Source organism: Lentzea albidocapillata, assembly GCF_000719115.1.
Taxonomy (GTDB): Bacteria; Actinomycetota; Actinomycetes; order Mycobacteriales; family Pseudonocardiaceae; genus Lentzea; species Lentzea albidocapillata.
This window is the reverse complement of sequence record NZ_JOEA01000014.1, coordinates 321,280-336,329: the sequence shown is the minus strand read 5'-3', so window position 1 is coordinate 336,329 and position 15,050 is coordinate 321,280. Positions and strand designations below refer to the sequence as shown.

The window sequence follows — 15,050 nt, the reverse complement described above, 5'->3', positions numbered from 1 at the left end:
TATGACCACCACAGCAACCGTGACCGTGGCCGTCCCGCTGATTCTGGCGCTGGTGATCTTCTACGCCGTCAAGCACGGCAAACAGAAGATCCTCGGGGTACTGCTCGGAATCGCGTTCGGCGTGAGCCTCGCGCCGACCGGACTCGCCGGACACATCGGCCGCGCGGTCAACGCACTGATTATTTCCGGGATCACCGCACTGTCCGGGTTGTTCGGATGAACACCCCGCGACCGGTGACACAAGCACGAAAGGAGGTGAGAAAACCGCGATGAACGAAGAACACGAGACAATTCAACAGGGAGGTGAATCCGCACTAGACGACGCCACGCCCAACCAGAAACACAGCAAGGAGAACGAGGATGAACAGGTCAGAGTCCCGACACCTCGGGAATGGGCACAGCAACAACTGGCGAACGCTCCCGAACGCACCCCAGAGTGGGCACGATCGGTTGCGGCCGTTTACGGGTTCACGCTTCCCAACTAGACAGTGAGCACACACCAAAGGGAGAGGGCGGCAGGGATCTTCCCTGCCGCCCTCTCGCGTGTCCGGCTATCCGGTCAGCGGATCTCTCGCCATACTGGCGTGATCTGCTCCGGATTGAACTTTTTGCCTTTGCCCACTGGGGCGATGATGACGGCTGTGAGGCTGCGCGCGATCGCGGCCTGCCGCTGCTCCATCGTGAACGCTGGTTTCTCCCATTCCTGCGCCAGGTTCGCGACAACGGTTTTGATCCCCTCGCGTTGCGTCTCGTACTCACGATGCTCACGGCGCAGCACCGCGAGATCGCTTTCCATACGCGACAAGCTCGGAAAGTAGCGTTCCGCGCGGTACTTGCCTGCCTCATAACGGCGTGTGGATTCGTTGATCCGCGCTTCGAGATCGTCAAGTTCTTTCCGGCGTGGCCATGGCGGCAGGTCCTCGACCTTGTGCGACGCCATACGCTCCTGATCGGCGATCACCAGTGCTGTGATGTACTCATCTACCGGAGCGGCCAACCGGGCCACGCCACCACAACCGCCCTGCCCTTTCGAGGGGCACAGGTAATACTTTGCCATTTCACCTTGGCTGCTGGGTCGGCGAGAACCGATCATCCGCGCCTTGCATTTCCCGCACCGCACGAACGGCGATAGCAGGGTATTGGTTCGGAAACCGGTACCCCGCGAACCCAGACGCGTACGGTCGCTCTTATCCGAGTTGACCGGTGTCCATTGCGCTACCACCGCATCCCACTGGCTATCGGTCATCATCGGTTCCCACTGGCCTCGCACCGGTTCGTTGTTCTCGTCCATGAGAATTTCTTCCCGGTAGACGACTTTCCCGCACATGCGCGGACGCAGGAACATGTTCCGGATCGTCGCGGCCCGCCACTCGCCACCCTTCACGGTCGGAATCTTCCGATCGTTCCATTCTTTCGCCAGCGTCAACGGCGTCAGCGCGCCAGCGATGATGCGGGGAACGGCCGCGAGGATGTGAGCAGACTCCCGCTTGTGCAGCGTCACCCGGTCCTTGCGCCACCCGTAAGAGCGGTTCGGCCCGCCGTGGTTCTTTCCCTTCGCGGCTGCCTTGCGCTTGCCGACAGCCACACGACGCGAGGTATTGCGCGACTCGTCATTACGCTGGTTCACAGTGCTACGCGCGGCGGAAATACCGTGGTCAGTCGACAGGTCGATGTTCCCCGTCATCGACACCACGTAAACGCCGTACAACTCGACCGCGTCAATCACGTCTTCCAACAGGCGCGGATCACGTGTCGCGCGGTCCAGATCCACACACGCCAACGCGTTGGCCTCACCACGCCTCAATGACGTGAGAATCGACTCCCAGTCAGGCCGCACCACCCGATACCCATACGTGCCGTCAGGAAGTAGAACGCGCTTGCGTTTGAATGAGGACACATTTGCCTCAGGGACTTCTTTTGCAATCCGCCCGCCAATGTTTCCGACGAACTTGCGCAGGTCGCTCAACTGGTGATCGACCTTGCCATCGTCGGCCGCGCGGTCTGCCTCGGTCCTCGACTCACGGGCCGACAGAATCCAAACTAGCTGGTCAGGGGCCGTGTCGATCAGTGTCCGGCCCATCTCCCTGCGCGGTGTCTTAGCCATGCGGGCAAGTGTGCACTAAAAGATCCTTGGCGACCGCGACGAAGTACCGCAGGGTCCGCAGCTCCATGATCAGGCACGATACTCGCACGGTATCGGGATTGCGCAGATGGTCTTGGACGTCACCCGGCCCGCGCGGGTGGAGTGGGGACATGAACCTTCCTGACCCCGCCGTCCACGTCTCCGGTGCCACCGAGGTGGCCGGCGGCGTGCTGGTGATCCCCAACGAGCACGTCGGTCTGGTGCCCAACATCGGCATCGTCAGCGGCACTGAGGCGATCCTCGTGGTGGACACGGGACTCGGCCTCACGAACGCGTCGCTCGTACGGGACTTCGCGGAAGGGGTGGCGCGCGGCCGGCGGATCCACCTGACGACGACGCACTTCCACCCCGAGCACGCGTTCGGCGCGTCCGTGTTCGAGGACTCGTACCTGGTGAACCGCGCGCAGGCCGACGATCTGCGGCGCAAGGGATCCGGCTACCTGCAGATGTTCCGCGGCTTCGGCGGCGCGATCGCCGAACGGCTCGCGGACGTCGAGATCCCGGTGCCGGACGAGGTGTTCGACGGCGTCCGCTCACTCGACCTCGGCGGCCGCACGGTGCTGCTGCGGCCGACCGGGCGCGGGCACACGCTGGGGGACCAGGTGGTGGAGGTACCCGACGCGGGCGTGCTGTTCACCGGCGACCTGGCCGAGACGGGGCAGTTCGCGATCTTCCCGTGGTTCCCTCCGCACGACACCGACGTGTCCGGGCTCGGGTGGATCGGTGTGCTGGACGGGCTGATCGCCGGCGAGCCGCGCGTGGTCGTGCCTGGACACGGGTCGGTGGGCGATGTCGCGGTGCTGCAGGGGGTCCGGGACTACCTGGGGGAGCTGCGGGACGAGACCTGGCGGCGGCGCGACTCCGCGGCGGGGCTCGACGAGATCGTCGCCGAGGTGACGGCGGTGCTGGTGGAGCGGCATCCCGAGTGGGCCGGTCGGGAATGGATCGAACCCGGCGTGGGCTGCCTCTGCGCTGAGTAGTGGGCTCGATATCTTCAGTGTTGACTAAATAAAGTCGTCACCAAGGCGCTCGCGGATGACCTTCTTGGGCACGCACATGGTCCAAGCGCCGATGACGAGCTCGGTCATCTCCTCGACATCGAGCTCGGCCATCGAGGCGTGCACCCACTGGAAGCGCATGTCGGACTGGCTGGGGAACGCGAACTTGACCGGATCGCTCGCGACGAGCGCTTCGCGTTCCTCGCGCGGATAGCCGAAGCCCAGCACGGTCTCGTCGCGGGAGAGGGCCGCGTAGACGATCTGGCCCACGCGGAACTTCACGCGGTCGCGGATGAGGTGTTCGGTGGTGCGCGGCAGCGTGAGAGCCACGGCGCGGATGTCGGCGACGGTCACCATCGGTCCATCTTGTCGCATACGCCGCGGCAACGGAGTCACTTCAGGCAAATTCGGCAAATCAGCTTGAATCGGACAATAGTGATCGAGAACGCCCCGTTCTTCAATTTCGAAGACCGATCGGGTGCTGTCTCAATTCGAATTTGCATCCTCAACGACCTGGTTGCGAAAACTGCTGTTGCAAGTAAGTTGCAGCGTTCTGACCTGCATGTTCGCACGTGAGGAGACTGAATCAGTTCAGGCTTGTCCTGATCGGAACGGCGGGAATATTTCCGGTGGATGAGAGCGCGACCACATTCTCTTCCCCATTTCACTCGATCGGGTGAAAAGTAGCGTCATGAACATCAAGCGGTCCCTTCCGGCGCTTCTTCCGCTCGTGCTCACCGCGACCTTCTTCGCGAATGGCCCGGCCGAGTCGGCGACGCCGAAGCAAAGCCCGGTGAACGTCACGTCCAACGCGATCCGGTTCGACCCGCACGCGCCGAAGCTCGACGTGTCCTACGGGCGCTCCGCACTGGAGTTGAAATACGTCCGCAAGGACGCGGACCAGGCCGACGGCTGCACGACCCGCGACCACGAGGAGACAGAAGAGGCGGAGGTCGAGCCAGGGGCCGGCCACGTCACGGTGGCGGGCACCAGATACGACCTGGTCCAGTTCCACTTCCACACGCCGTCCGAGCACAGGTTCGGCGGCCGCAACACCCCGCTCGAGATGCACCTCGTGCACCGCAGTGCCGAGGGCAAGCTGCTGGTGGTCGGCGTTCCGCTGGTCGTCGGCTCGCACTCCGTCGTGGACGACGTGCTGGCGACGCTCTCGCCCGAGTGTGGCGCGCCGGTCGACATCGAGCCCATCGACCTCAACCGGTTGCTGCCCTCGGGTCACCACACGCTGCACTACACCGGCTCGCTCACCACGGCGCCGTTCACCGAGGGCGTCGAGTGGTACCTGACCCGCGAGCAGCACGTGTCGGCCGCGACCATCGCGCGCTTCAAGGGTCTGTTCACCGCGGGCAACGCCCGTGCGACGCAGCCGCTCAACGGCCGCACGTTCGTGGACGTCCCGCGCATCTGAGGTAGCCGACAAGAGGCCGGTCCCACGGGGCCGGCCTCTTGTGCGTGACGCGCTTCACCGATTCAGGAGTCGCAGACAAATGCCCGCGTGTGCAACTATTGCCCACGCTGGCAACCTACGACTTCAAGGACTGTGTGACATGCCTGTCGCCCTGCTCGCCCTCGCGATCAGCGCCTTCGCCATCGGCACGACTGAGTTCGTGATCATGGGGCTGCTACCCGAGGTCGCCGCCGACCTCGGCGTTTCCATTCCGGACGCGGGACTGTTGATCTCCGGCTACGCGCTGGGCGTCGTGATCGGCGCGCCGTTGCTGACCGTTCTCGGCGGCCGCCTGCCGCGCAAGAAGATGCTGCTCGGGCTGATGGTGCTGTTCATCGCGGGCAACCTGGTCTCTGCTCTCGCGGACACCTACGGCGTGCTGATGAGCGGTCGCGTGGTCGCGGCACTGGCGCACGGCGCGTTCTTCGGCATCGGCTCGGTCGTCGCCGCTGACCTCGTCGCGCCGCAACGCCGGGCGAGCGCCATCGCGTTGATGTTCACCGGTCTGACCGTGGCGAACGTTCTGGGCGTGCCTATGGGCACGGCGCTCGGTCAGGAACTCGGGTGGCGCTCGACGTTCTGGGCGGTGACCGTGCTCGGTGTGATCGGGCTGCTCGGCATCGTGTTCCTCGTGCCGCGGCAGCAGGCTCAGGGCGGTGACCTGCGCAGTGAACTCGCCGTGTTCCGCAACCCACAGGTGTGGCTCGCGCTGCTGATGACCGCGTTCGGCTTCGCGGGCGTCTTCGCGTCGTTCACCTACATCGCGCCGATGATGACCGAGGTCGCGGGCTTCTCATCGGGTGCCGTGACGTGGTTGCTGGTGCTGTTCGGCGTCGGCTTGTTCGCGGGCAACCTGCTGGGCGGCAAGGCCGCGGACCGGTCGGTGATGAAGAGCGTGATCGTCATCCTGATCTCGCTGGCCGCCGTGCTGACGGCGTTCGTGTTCACCGCGCACTCACCGGTGCTGGCCGCGATCACCATCGTGCTGTTCGGCGCGGCCGGGTTCGCCACGGTGCCGCCACTGCAGATGCGGGTCATGCAGACCGCGGCGGGCGCGCCGGCACTGGCGTCGGCGGCGAACATCGCGGCGTTCAACCTGGGCAACGCCGCCGGCGCGTGGCTGGGCGGGCTCGCGATCGGGCATGGCCTCGGTTACACCGCCCCGAACTGGATCGGAGCCCTGCTCGCGGTCGGTGGCCTGGCGATCGCAGTGGTGTCCGTGGTGCTCGAACGGCGTGTGAGCAGCGGCACCGCCCCGGGCTCTTCTGAAGCGCGTCAGAAAGACCCTAAAATCGTTCCAGTAGCTAACTAGTCTCTGCTGCTGACACCCATTGGGGAAGCCTTGAACACCACCCGCGCCATGACCGCTCTCGCGCTCGGCGGGTTTGGCATCGGTACGACCGAGTTCGCGACGATGGGCCTGCTGCCGCAGATCGCGGAGACGTTCGGCATCCCCGACTACGAGGCGGGCCACGCGATCAGCCTCTACGCCGCCGGTGTCGTCGTCGGCGCGCCGTTGATCGCGGTGCTCGGTGCCAAGCTCCCGCGCAAGGGCATGCTGATCGGCCTCATGCTCGCGGTCGCCCTGGGCAACGGGTTGTCGGCTGCCGCGCAGGACAAGACGTTGCTGCTCCTCGCGCGGTTCGTCGCCGGACTGCCGCACGGTGCGTTCTTCGGCATCGCGGCCGTTGTCGCCGCCACGCTCGTTGCTCCCGAACGGCGCGGCACGGCCGTTGCACGCGTGATGGTCGGTCTGACCTTGGCGAACCTCGTGGGCGTGCCACTCGCGACAGCGGCGGGGCAGCAGATCGGGTGGCGTACGGCGTACCTCGCGGTCGCGGTGATCGCGCTCCTCACGGCCGCGGCGATCGCGGCTTGGGTGCCGCTGGTGCCCAAGGTCGAGGGTGCGTCGATGAAGGGCGAGGTCCGCGCGTTCGGCCGTCCGACGGTGTGGTTCGCGATCTTCACCGGCATGATCGGCTTCGGCGGCATGTTCGCCGTCTACTCCTACGTCGCCCCGCTGACGACCGAGGTCGCCGGGCTGCCCGGCGGTGCCGTGCCGTGGGTCCTCGCGGTGTTCGGGCTCGGCATGACGCTCGGGGCGACGTTCGGCGGCCGGTTCGTGGACCGCTCGCCGGCGGGCTCGGTCTTCGGCGGGCTGATCGCGGTCTGCGTGATCCTGGTGCTCTTCGGGCTCACCGCGACCATCCCGGTGTTCCTGTTGCTCCTGCTGTTCCTGCTGGGCTTCACCATCCAGATCCTCGCGGCCGCCCTGCAGATCAGGCTGATGGACGCCTCGCCGGACGCGCCGTCGCTGGCGGCCTCGTCCAACCACTCGTCGCTCAACGTCGCGAACGGCGCGGGTGCGTGGCTCGGCGGCCTGGCCATCGCGGCCGGCTGGGGCTACACCTCGACGGCGTGGGTCGGCGTGGCGCTGTCGGTGGCGGGTCTCGCGATCGCGGTGGCCTCGGTGCTCTACGAACGGCGCGCCTTGACGCGTGAGACGACGAACCAGACGATGGCGATGGCCAGCGCGGCCAGCACCACCGTCGACACCCACCCCAGGTAGCGGTCGACCAGCTCGTAGTTGTCGCCCAGCGCGTAGCCGGCGAGGATCAGCGCGGTGTTCCACACGAGGCTGCCCGCCGCCGTGTAGAGCGTGAACTTGAGGACCGGCATCCCGGACACGCCGGCGGGGATGGAGATCAGGCTCCGCACGACCGGCACCATCCGCCCGAAGAACACGGCCTTGCTGCCGTGCTTGTCGAACCACGCGTCAGATTTGTCCACATCGGACACCGTGACGAACGGGATCTTGTCCGCGACCTTGCGCAGCCGTTCCAGTCCGAGCCACGCCCCCAGGCCGTACAGCACCAGGGCGCCGACGACCGAGCCCGCCGTCGTCCACAGGATGGCGGCGATCAGCGAGATCTTGCCCTGGCCGGCGGTGAACCCCGCGAGCGGCAGGATCACCTCGCTCGGCACCGGGGGGAACACGTTCTCCAGCGCGATCGCGAGGCCCGCGCCGGGCGAGCCCAGCGCCTCCATCAGGCGAGTGATCCACTCCATGGTCGTCGAAATACCCGTTCTGCCCGGGGTCTCAACCTCCGGGGTCAGAGCGGGCCGAGTGGTCGGCGTGCCTCATCCAGGTCTACCGTTGACCGCCTTCTCTTCTGGAGGTCGACGGTGCGAGGCGCGATCGCGGCGGGCCACCCGCTCACCGCACAGGCGGGCGCGGCGATGCTGCGCGCCGGTGGGAACGCCGTGGACGGGGCGGTCGCGGCGATGCTGACGTCCTGCGTCACCGAGCCGTTGCTGACCGGGCTCGGCTCCGCCGGGTACATGATGATCGCGCCCGCCGGGGAGACCCCTGTGCTGCTGGACTTCTCGGCCGTCGCGCCGGGACGCGGGACGGCGGGCGACCGCGCTCCGCTGGACCCCATCACCGTCCACTTCGGTGACGCGGAGCAGGAATTCCACGTGGGACCGTCCTCGGTCGCCGCGTACGGAATGCCCGCCGGTGCCGCGAAAGCCGCCACCTACGGCCGTGCGCCGCTGCACGAACTGGTGGCCACGGCGGCGATGCACGCCCGTGAAGGCCATCGGATCAACAGGTACCAGGCGTACGTCACGTCGTTGCTGCTGCCGCTCGCCCACAGCGCGGGTCTCACCGCGTTCGAAGAAGGCGAACTCCTCGTGCAGCCCGCACTCGCCGAGGCCCTCGACCGGCTCGGCAGCGACGGCGCGGCGCCGTTCTACACCGGCGACATCGCGGGCGCCGTCACCGAGTGGATCAGGTCGAAGGGCGGTGACCTCACTCGCCAGGACCTGGAAGCCTATGAAGCCGTGCGGCGCGAGCCGTTGCACGTGCGGCATCGCGGCCGTGACATCCACACGAACCCACCACCCGCGGCGGGCGGTGCGTTGCTCACGCAGATGCTGGAAGCGTTGCCCGACAACCCGTCGCAGCAGGACCTCATCCGCGCGCTCGCCACCCCGAAGGCGCACCTGAACCGCCTCGGCTCCACCACGCACATCTCCGTGCTCGACGCGGACGGCACGGCGTGCAGCGTCACCACGACGAACGGCGCGGGGTCCGGGATCTCGATCGCCGGCGTGCACCTGAACAACATGATGGGGGAGGAGGACCTGTCGCCGGACGGGTTCTTCAGCCACGCGCCTGGCGACCGGCTGCCGTCGATGATGGCGCCGACCGTGGTGACGAAGCACGGCCAGGCCGGACTCGTGCTCGGCAGCGCTGGCTCCAGCCGCATCTGCGGCGCGATCCTCCAGGTGCTCGTGAACGTGCTCGACCGCGGCATGCCCGCCCAGGCCGCTGTAGACGCGCCGCGCATGCACCTGAGCGGAGATCACCTCCACGTCGAACCGGGAATTAGACCGGAAAGCGAACTCCCGGTGACGCGATTCCGCGCGCCGAACATGTTCTTCGGCGGTTGCCAGGTGGTCGAGATGACCGAATCCGGCCTGCTCAGGGGTGGTGCAGATCACCGTCGCGACGGTGCGATCGTCGTGGTGTGAGACATTGCCCGCATAATGGGATATCTAGTTTCCTGATTGACCGCTCAACGAGCACGATCAGCGGGTGACGGCACTCAGCGAGAGAACATCCTCGCCGTTCTTGTCCCGTACGTTCCTCCAACTCTCCGGCATCAGCGTCGTGTCGGGCGTGTCGATGGCGTTCGCACTGCCGTTCGGCTCGCTGTTCCTCACGAGCGAAATCAAGGTCACGCCGTTCCAGCTCGGCTTCTTCCTGATCGCGAGCCCGCTCGCGTCGGTGGTCGCCAGCACGATCATGGGCAAGCTGTCCGACGGCCGGGTGCAGCGCCGGTACCTGCTCGCCGTGGGCGGTGTCGCCGGTGCGATCGGCTACGGCCTGTTCGCAGTACTGCGCGACTACTGGTTCCTGCTTGGCACGTCCGTGGTGTTCGTCGCGATCACGTCGTCGTTGCTGCCCCAGCTCTTCGCGTACGGCCGCCAGGTCTCCCAGGGGCCGTCGATGGTCGTCAGCGTGCTGCGGACGTTGCTGTCGGTCGCGTGGGTCGCCGGGCCGCCGGTGGCCGCGCTGCTCGTCGCGCAGACCGGGTGGATGGGTCTCTTCGCGTCCACCGCCGTGCTGCAGCTCGGCGTCGCGGTCCTCGCCCTCACGCTTCCGGTGCCGCCCGCGCGGCCGGAGGAGGAGAAGGCCGAGGAGGCCGCAGGCTCGACCGGCGGCACCATGGTGGTCGTCTCCGCCGCTTTCCTGTTCCTGCAGGGGGCCGTGGCCCTCGCGGTGAGCGGCCTGCCGTTGTTCATCACGACCGAACTGCACGGCACGGCCGGTGATGCCGGGCTCGCGATGGGCCTGTGCGCGGCGCTGGAGATCCCGATGATGCTGTGGTTCGGCTCGCTGGCGAACCGGATGTCGCAGCACCGGCTCGTGCTCATCGGCGCGGTGATCTCGTTGAGCTATCACGGGTTGATGGTGTTCACCGACGCCATCTGGCAGGTGATGGCCGCGCAACTCCTGCATGCCACCGTGATCTCGTTGATCATGGGCGTCGGCATCACGTACTTCCAGAGCCTCGACCCCGGCCGCCCTGGTCACGCCACGACGATGTTCAGCAACACCCAGATCGTCGGCGGCATGGTCGCGGGCGCGTTGCTCGGTGTCTCCCAGCAGTTGGGGTTCCGCTGGGTTTACGGCTTCAGCCTGACGATGTGCGTCGCCGGCCTGGCGCTGCTGCTGGTCGCGGGCTCACTGGATCGTCGAGGCGGTGACCTTCGGCTTGCCGCCCACGCCTAGGTAGAAGATCCCCTTGACGGTCTCGAAACCCAGGCTCGGGTTGCGGCGCAACGTGGAGCCCTCGACCGACATCGAGCCCGAGTTGTCGTTGCTGACGAAGAACACCGCGCCACCGCCCTCGTTGGCCTGGTTGTCCTCGATCAGCGAACCGGCGAGGCGCAGCGTGAACGTGTTGCCGTCGTTGTAGATCGCGCCACCGCTGCCGCCACCCGGCGTGCCACCGCGGGCAGGGTTGGCGCCGCGGCCGACGGCCTTGTTGTTCTTCATCAGGCTGTTGAGCACGACCCACGAAGCGCCGATGCTGCTCAACGCTCCGCCGTTGGAGCACACGCCGCCCTCGAACGTGCTGCCGGTGACGTAGACCGGCACCTTCTCGGCCCAGTCGGTCACGCGGATCGCGGCACCGCCGAGGTCGGGACCGTTGGCGTCGCACCTGTTGTTCGCGAAGCGGGAGTTCACGACCTTGAGCTGACCGCCGCGCACCATGATCGCGCCGCCACCCCCGCCGTCGGCCGTGTCGCCGGTCGAGTTGCCGTCGGCGAGGGTGATGTTCTGGACCACGAGCCTCGGCGCGTTGTGGTCGAGCACCCGGCGCTGACCCTGGCCGCTCAACGTGATGCGGCCACCGCCGTCGAGAACGGTCCTCGCGCGGACCTTCGCGGTCGTGGCCATCGGGATGGTGAGCGGTTGCGGGCCGCAGCTGAAGGTGACGATCCCGCCGGCCGCGACCGCGTCGACCACGGCCTGCGACGTGCAACTCGCGGGCGCGCCGGTGCCGATCACGCGGGTGGGCTTCGAGGTGTCCTCGGCGGCGGCGGCCGGTGGCACGGCGGCGGTGCCGTTCGGGTTGCCGAACTTCGCGACGGGAGGAGGCGGGGGCGGAGGAGCAGGCGGTGGGACGGCGCTGCTGCCCGGCGGAGGCGTCGTCGTCACGACGGTGACGGTCTGGGACGCCGAGGTCTGAGGTGACTGCTGCGGTCCGGCGACGGGGGTACCGGGGATCGCCGTGCCGCAACCCGCCACGAGGGCGGCAAGCAGCACGACGGCCTGTCTACCTGAGGGCATGGCGGGCACCCTAGGCGGGCCGGAAGAGCTTGGCTACCGCCGTTCTCGCGGGAAGATCGAGACGCTGAACCGGTTCTGTCGCCCCCGAAACGCACCGAGATCAAGGCGTTCTGCAGGCGTTTTCGTTCTGTGACACGGCAACCGGAACAAGATCCGGTTTTTCGGGGTCGGTGCGGCGGGTGTACGCAGGTGCGACCCGGTGCTTAGCCTGACTCACGAGTCAGGAATCAGGGTCTGCTCCGCCGGTCGCCGTCACGGTGCGTGGACGAAACGGCGTAACCGCCTGCACAGCGTGCGGTCCATTGAGTTCAAACAACCCGTTCGTGAAACAACCACACGTTCGAGTGGCCCTGTGTCCCTGGCACACTGCGCTCCGTGCCCACCCAGTTCCCTGACGAACCGACCGAGCGCCATCTGGCGCCCGACCAGGCGCTGATGGAGGCCGCCCGCGCCCGGGGAGCCGCCCGCTGGGCCTCGGCCGGTGACCTCCCGGAGCAGGAGGAGAAGCCGCCGGCCGGTCCGTTCAAGCCCCGCACCGCCGCGATCGTCGCCATCACCGCGCTCCTCGTTCTCGGCGGGATCGCCATCGTGACGTTCGACGGGGACTCCGGCAGCGGTGGCACGGACGTCGCGAATCCCTCGCACAGCTACATCCCCGGCCTGATCACCCCACCGGAGGAGTTGCCGTCGGAGTCGACGTCGGCGAACAGCCTGGACCCGTCACTCGCCTCGTCCGCCCTGGGGCTGATGCCGACGACGACGCGGAACGTCGCTCCGCCCCCCGCCGGTGACACCGCCAGGGTTCCCAGCGGCGCCAAGTCGTTCACGACGGGTCCCGGCTGCGGCGGCTACACCAGCGTCGGTTCGTACCGCGACGGCCGCAAGGGCTGGGTCGACCACGGCGACGGCAAGTGCGGCTCGACGTTCGTGTCGATCCCGATGTCCGGCGACGCCCGCCGCGACGACACCTCGGCCTACGCCATGTGGACGTTCGCGGCGACCGGCACGTGTGACATCTCCGTGCACATCCCGAACGGCGGTCTGCAGGAGGTCGGGGGTAACCCGACCGTGTACTACGTCTTCGACCGCAACGGTGTCGGCGGCACCCCGATGGCGTCGTTCGCGATCAAGCAGGTCGACAAGCGCGGGCAGTGGGTCGCCGCCGGGAGGTTCAAGGCCAGCGGAAACCTGACCGTGCAGCTCGTCACGCGAGGTCAGGACTGGAACAACTCCGGACCGACCTATGCCCATCACGCCGCGAGTGCGGTCAAGGCAGACTGCACGGCGTGACAAGAGATCTGCATCTGGTCCGGCACGGTGAGGCGACGAAGGACGAGTCCCGGCTGACGGCGCGTGGCCGCAAGCAGGCCGAGGCCCTGGCGGAACGGTTGCGGGGCACGGGTTTCGCGGCCGTGCACCACGGCCCCCTGCCTCGAGCCACCGAGACCGCGTCGATCCTCGCCGACGTGCTGCGCGTGCCCTGCCGCGCCGAGGCGGCGGCGGACGACTACGTGCCGCACTTCGTCCCTGACCACGACGAGTTCTTCGACCGGTTCCCGGAGTCGGAACGCACTCGCGGCCCCGCGCTGGCCCACGAGGCCGAGACGCGGTTCGCCCGGCCCGGTGACGGCCCGGTGCTGGTCGTGACGCACTCGTTCCTGATCAGCTGGCTCGTGCGGGACGCGCTGGACGCCCCGCCCGAGCGGTGGCTGACGCTGAACCACGACCACGCGGCGCTCACGGTCATCCGCTACACGACCGGCGAGTCACCCCGGCTGATCAGGTTCAACGACACTGGCCATCTTGCCGGGGAGCACCTCACGCAGCTTTGAGCGTCAGCAGCGTGATCTCGCTGGGCGCGAAGACGCGCATCGGCGGGCCCCAGAAGCCGGCGCCGCGGCTGGTGTAGAGCTGGGTGCGGTCGCTGTGCCTGCTCAGGCCGGCGACCACCGGCTGCTGCAGCCGCACCAGGTAGTGGAACGGCCAGATCTGCCCGCCGTGCGTGTGCCCGGACAGCTGCAGGTCCACCCCGGCGCCGACGGCCTTCTTGATCTCGGACGGCTGGTGCGCGAGCAGCACGACCGGCGCCGTGGAGTCGGCGCCGCGCAACGCGAGCGCGAGGTCGGCGGCGTGGCCGGGTTCGCCGGAGTGGCCGGCCGTGATGTCGTCGATGCCCGCGAACACCAGCTTGGCGTCGCCGCGCTCCAGTGCCACGTGCTCGTTGCGCAACGCCTTCCAGCCCAGCCGGGTCATCAGGTCGATCCAGCCCTGCGCGTTCGAGTAGTACTCGTGGTTGCCGGTGATGTAGAAGCGGTGCTCCGTGTTCACCTCACCGAGCGGGGTGGCCTGCTCCAGGCGCTGCTCGGCGGTGCCGTCCGCGATGTCACCGACGTGCACGGCGACGTCGGCGCCGAGTTCGTTGACCGCGTCGACCATGCCCCTCGACCACTTCGCGCGGTTGATGGCGCCGTAGTGCGTGTCGGTGATGACCGCGACGGTCAGGCCGTCGAACGCGGGGTCGAGCCGGGGAATCGTCACGTCTTGCCGCTTGATCCGCGGCACGCGCATCGCCTCGTACACCCCATAGACCGTCACGGTGACGATGAGGACCGCGAGCAGCACGGCGATGAAACGGGAGCGGAACGGGTTCTCGACGCCGCCCAGCGCGAGCCCGAGCCGCACGACGTCGGAGATCAGCGTCCATACGAACGCGATCCACACGAAGCCCAGCAAGAACTGGGAGACCCGCGCGGCGCGGTCGCTGCCACGCTGGGTGAACAGCACGATCATCGTGATGGCGGCCGCGACGAACACGACGGCGGCGATCGGCCGGACCGGGTCGGGCCACTCCGCGCTGGCCGCGAACAGCCCCTCGAACGGCACCCAGAACAGCAACGTCGTCACGCTGAAGAGGACGAGCGTGAACACCACCCGCCGAACCGTGATGCGGGGCCGGGTAGCGGTGGTCGTCATGCGTGCATCCTCCTGGCTGGACGGTCTCAACCCATCTCAACGCGCAGACCGGTCAGTTTGTTCGCTTCGTCCGCGATAGACGTCCGTCACAGGCGTTTTCGCAGCTGAGGAGCAACCGCGAGAGAGCTTGGGGAGTCCTCTAATCAACGCCAGAACAACCGCCTGACCCGACGACATAGAGTGGGCCACATGATCTTCTACACCGACGAGGAGAGCCGCACGCTGCGCACCGCCGTGTACGGCGCCATGCTGCTGGTTTCCCACGCCGACCCCGGCCCCGTGCTGGAGGAACGCTTCGCCGGCCTGCGCGCTCTCGCGAACCTGTCACCCGACCTGCGCCTCGTCCTGGGCAGCGCCCGCCCGTCCGTGCCCGCCGGCACCGACGAGGAGATCGACTGCAGGTCTCGTCCGCGATAGTCGCGGCCGAGGGCCCCGGAGACGGCACCGCCGCAAAGCCCGAATACGCCCGGTATGAGGGCATTGCGGCGGCACCGTCTCCGGGTCTCTCGACCGTGACTCTCATCGAACGGACCTGCAGGACAGGGCCTAGCCCGTTGACTGGGACCAGCGTCCCGAGTGGTGGGCGCTGGTCCGAACGGCCGA

At 67.7% G+C, this 15,050-nt stretch carries 15 protein-coding genes; 10 read left to right on the top strand and 5 right to left on the bottom strand.

Annotated elements, in window-relative coordinates; genetic code table 11:
- The first annotated feature begins 1 nt into the window (after window position 1).
- The gene (locus IG04_RS0123215; RefSeq protein WP_030478806.1) at window positions 2–220 is read left to right on the top strand and encodes a hypothetical protein; all 219 of its coding nucleotides are present in this window, start codon (window positions 2–4) and stop codon (window positions 218–220) included.
- A 339-nt stretch (window positions 221–559) separates the two neighbouring features.
- Here IG04_RS0123215 and IG04_RS0123210 read toward each other — a convergent pair whose 3' ends face one another.
- Window positions 560–2,104: a recombinase family protein gene (locus IG04_RS0123210; RefSeq protein ID WP_030478805.1), complete on the bottom strand. Its 1,545-nt coding sequence runs from the start codon at window positions 2,102–2,104 to the stop codon at window positions 560–562.
- A gap of 149 nt (window positions 2,105–2,253) precedes the next feature.
- Here IG04_RS0123210 and IG04_RS0123205 point away from each other — a divergent pair, with 149 nt between their 5' ends.
- On the top strand, window positions 2,254–3,123 hold the full coding sequence (locus tag IG04_RS0123205; protein WP_030478804.1) for an MBL fold metallo-hydrolase: 870 nt from the start codon (window positions 2,254–2,256) through the stop codon (window positions 3,121–3,123).
- Between the two features lie 24 nt (window positions 3,124–3,147).
- Here the strand turns inward: IG04_RS0123205 and IG04_RS0123200 are convergent, their stop codons facing one another.
- Window positions 3,148–3,498: an MmcQ/YjbR family DNA-binding protein gene (locus IG04_RS0123200; protein ID WP_030478803.1), complete on the bottom strand. Its 351-nt coding sequence runs from the start codon at window positions 3,496–3,498 to the stop codon at window positions 3,148–3,150.
- A 334-nt stretch (window positions 3,499–3,832) separates the two neighbouring features.
- Between IG04_RS0123200 and IG04_RS44165 the strand changes: the two genes are divergently transcribed.
- The 3 genes from IG04_RS44165 (at window position 3,833) to IG04_RS0123185 (ending at window position 7,175) form a co-directional block, all read left to right on the top strand.
- Complete coding sequence (locus tag IG04_RS44165; protein ID WP_051770480.1) at window positions 3,833–4,567, top strand: carbonic anhydrase family protein; 735 nt, start codon at window positions 3,833–3,835, stop codon at window positions 4,565–4,567.
- 139 nt (window positions 4,568–4,706) lie between these two features.
- Entirely contained in the window at window positions 4,707–5,918 is a 1,212-nt protein-coding gene (locus IG04_RS0123190; RefSeq protein ID WP_030478801.1) for an MFS transporter, read from the top strand.
- Window positions 5,919–5,966: 48 nt separating this feature from the next.
- The gene (locus tag IG04_RS0123185) at window positions 5,967–7,175 is read left to right on the top strand and encodes an MFS transporter (RefSeq protein WP_084401101.1); all 1,209 of its coding nucleotides are present in this window, start codon (window positions 5,967–5,969) and stop codon (window positions 7,173–7,175) included.
- Here the strand turns inward: IG04_RS0123185 and IG04_RS0123180 are convergent.
- Window positions 7,082–7,675 carry a DedA family protein gene (locus tag IG04_RS0123180; RefSeq protein WP_030478799.1) on the bottom strand — a complete coding sequence of 198 codons (594 nt, stop codon included), beginning with the start codon at window positions 7,673–7,675 and terminating at the stop codon, window positions 7,082–7,084. The genes IG04_RS0123185 and IG04_RS0123180 overlap by 94 nt on opposite strands.
- A gap of 117 nt (window positions 7,676–7,792) precedes the next feature.
- On the opposite strand from IG04_RS0123180, the gene IG04_RS0123175 reads away from it, so the two are divergent.
- Together IG04_RS0123175 and IG04_RS0123170 are read left to right on the top strand one after the other, a co-directional pair.
- Window positions 7,793–9,145 (top strand): gamma-glutamyltransferase, encoded by a 1,353-nt coding sequence (locus IG04_RS0123175; protein WP_030478798.1) that lies wholly within the window; start codon window positions 7,793–7,795, stop codon window positions 9,143–9,145.
- Window positions 9,146–9,245: 100 nt separating this feature from the next.
- Window positions 9,246–10,409 carry a sugar efflux transporter gene (locus IG04_RS0123170; RefSeq protein ID WP_063758310.1) on the top strand — a complete coding sequence of 388 codons (1,164 nt, stop codon included), beginning with the start codon at window positions 9,246–9,248 and terminating at the stop codon, window positions 10,407–10,409.
- Here IG04_RS0123170 and IG04_RS0123165 read toward each other — a convergent pair.
- Window positions 10,362–11,474 (bottom strand): hypothetical protein, encoded by a 1,113-nt coding sequence (locus tag IG04_RS0123165; protein WP_036015503.1) that lies wholly within the window; start codon window positions 11,472–11,474, stop codon window positions 10,362–10,364. The two genes, IG04_RS0123170 and IG04_RS0123165, sit on opposite strands and share 48 nt — an antisense overlap.
- Before the next feature lie 375 nt (window positions 11,475–11,849).
- Between IG04_RS0123165 and IG04_RS0123160 the strand changes: the two genes are divergently transcribed.
- Together IG04_RS0123160 and IG04_RS0123155 are read left to right on the top strand one after the other, a co-directional pair.
- Window positions 11,850–12,764, top strand: coding sequence for a hypothetical protein (locus IG04_RS0123160; protein ID WP_030478795.1), 915 nt, complete (start codon window positions 11,850–11,852; stop codon window positions 12,762–12,764).
- On the top strand, window positions 12,761–13,306 hold the full coding sequence (locus IG04_RS0123155; RefSeq protein WP_211257797.1) for a histidine phosphatase family protein: 546 nt from the start codon (window positions 12,761–12,763) through the stop codon (window positions 13,304–13,306). Before IG04_RS0123160 ends, IG04_RS0123155 begins: the two co-directional genes overlap by 4 nt.
- Here IG04_RS0123155 and IG04_RS0123150 read toward each other — a convergent pair.
- On the bottom strand, window positions 13,293–14,447 hold the full coding sequence (locus IG04_RS0123150) for a metallophosphoesterase (RefSeq protein WP_030478793.1): 1,155 nt from the start codon (window positions 14,445–14,447) through the stop codon (window positions 13,293–13,295). The two genes, IG04_RS0123155 and IG04_RS0123150, sit on opposite strands and share 14 nt — an antisense overlap.
- A gap of 189 nt (window positions 14,448–14,636) precedes the next feature.
- On the opposite strand from IG04_RS0123150, the gene IG04_RS42780 reads away from it, so the two are divergent.
- Entirely contained in the window at window positions 14,637–14,864 is a 228-nt protein-coding gene (locus tag IG04_RS42780; RefSeq protein ID WP_157512973.1) for a hypothetical protein, read from the top strand.
- Window positions 14,865–15,050: the final 186 nt, after the last annotated feature.

Bases quoted from the DNA above. Each gene is read 5' to 3' on its own strand.
- IG04_RS0123180 (WP_030478799.1), bottom strand. From the start codon at position 7,675: ATGGAGTGGATCACTCGCCTGATGGAGGCGCTGGGCTCGCCCGGCGCG.
- IG04_RS0123205 (WP_030478804.1), top strand. From the start codon at position 2,254: ATGAACCTTCCTGACCCCGCCGTCCACGTCTCCGGTGCCACCGAGGTG.
- IG04_RS44165 (WP_051770480.1), top strand. From the start codon at position 3,833: ATGAACATCAAGCGGTCCCTTCCGGCGCTTCTTCCGCTCGTGCTCACC.
- IG04_RS0123200 (WP_030478803.1), bottom strand. From the start codon at position 3,498: ATGGTGACCGTCGCCGACATCCGCGCCGTGGCTCTCACGCTGCCGCGC.
- IG04_RS0123165 (WP_036015503.1), bottom strand. From the start codon at position 11,474: ATGCCCTCAGGTAGACAGGCCGTCGTGCTGCTTGCCGCCCTCGTGGCG.
- IG04_RS42780 (WP_157512973.1), top strand. From the start codon at position 14,637: ATGATCTTCTACACCGACGAGGAGAGCCGCACGCTGCGCACCGCCGTG.
- IG04_RS0123215 (WP_030478806.1), top strand. From the start codon at position 2: ATGACCACCACAGCAACCGTGACCGTGGCCGTCCCGCTGATTCTGGCG.
- IG04_RS0123210 (WP_030478805.1), bottom strand. From the start codon at position 2,104: ATGGCTAAGACACCGCGCAGGGAGATGGGCCGGACACTGATCGACACG.
- IG04_RS0123150 (WP_030478793.1), bottom strand. From the start codon at position 14,447: ATGACGACCACCGCTACCCGGCCCCGCATCACGGTTCGGCGGGTGGTG.
- IG04_RS0123190 (WP_030478801.1), top strand. From the start codon at position 4,707: ATGCCTGTCGCCCTGCTCGCCCTCGCGATCAGCGCCTTCGCCATCGGC.
- IG04_RS0123185 (WP_084401101.1), top strand. From the start codon at position 5,967: ATGACCGCTCTCGCGCTCGGCGGGTTTGGCATCGGTACGACCGAGTTC.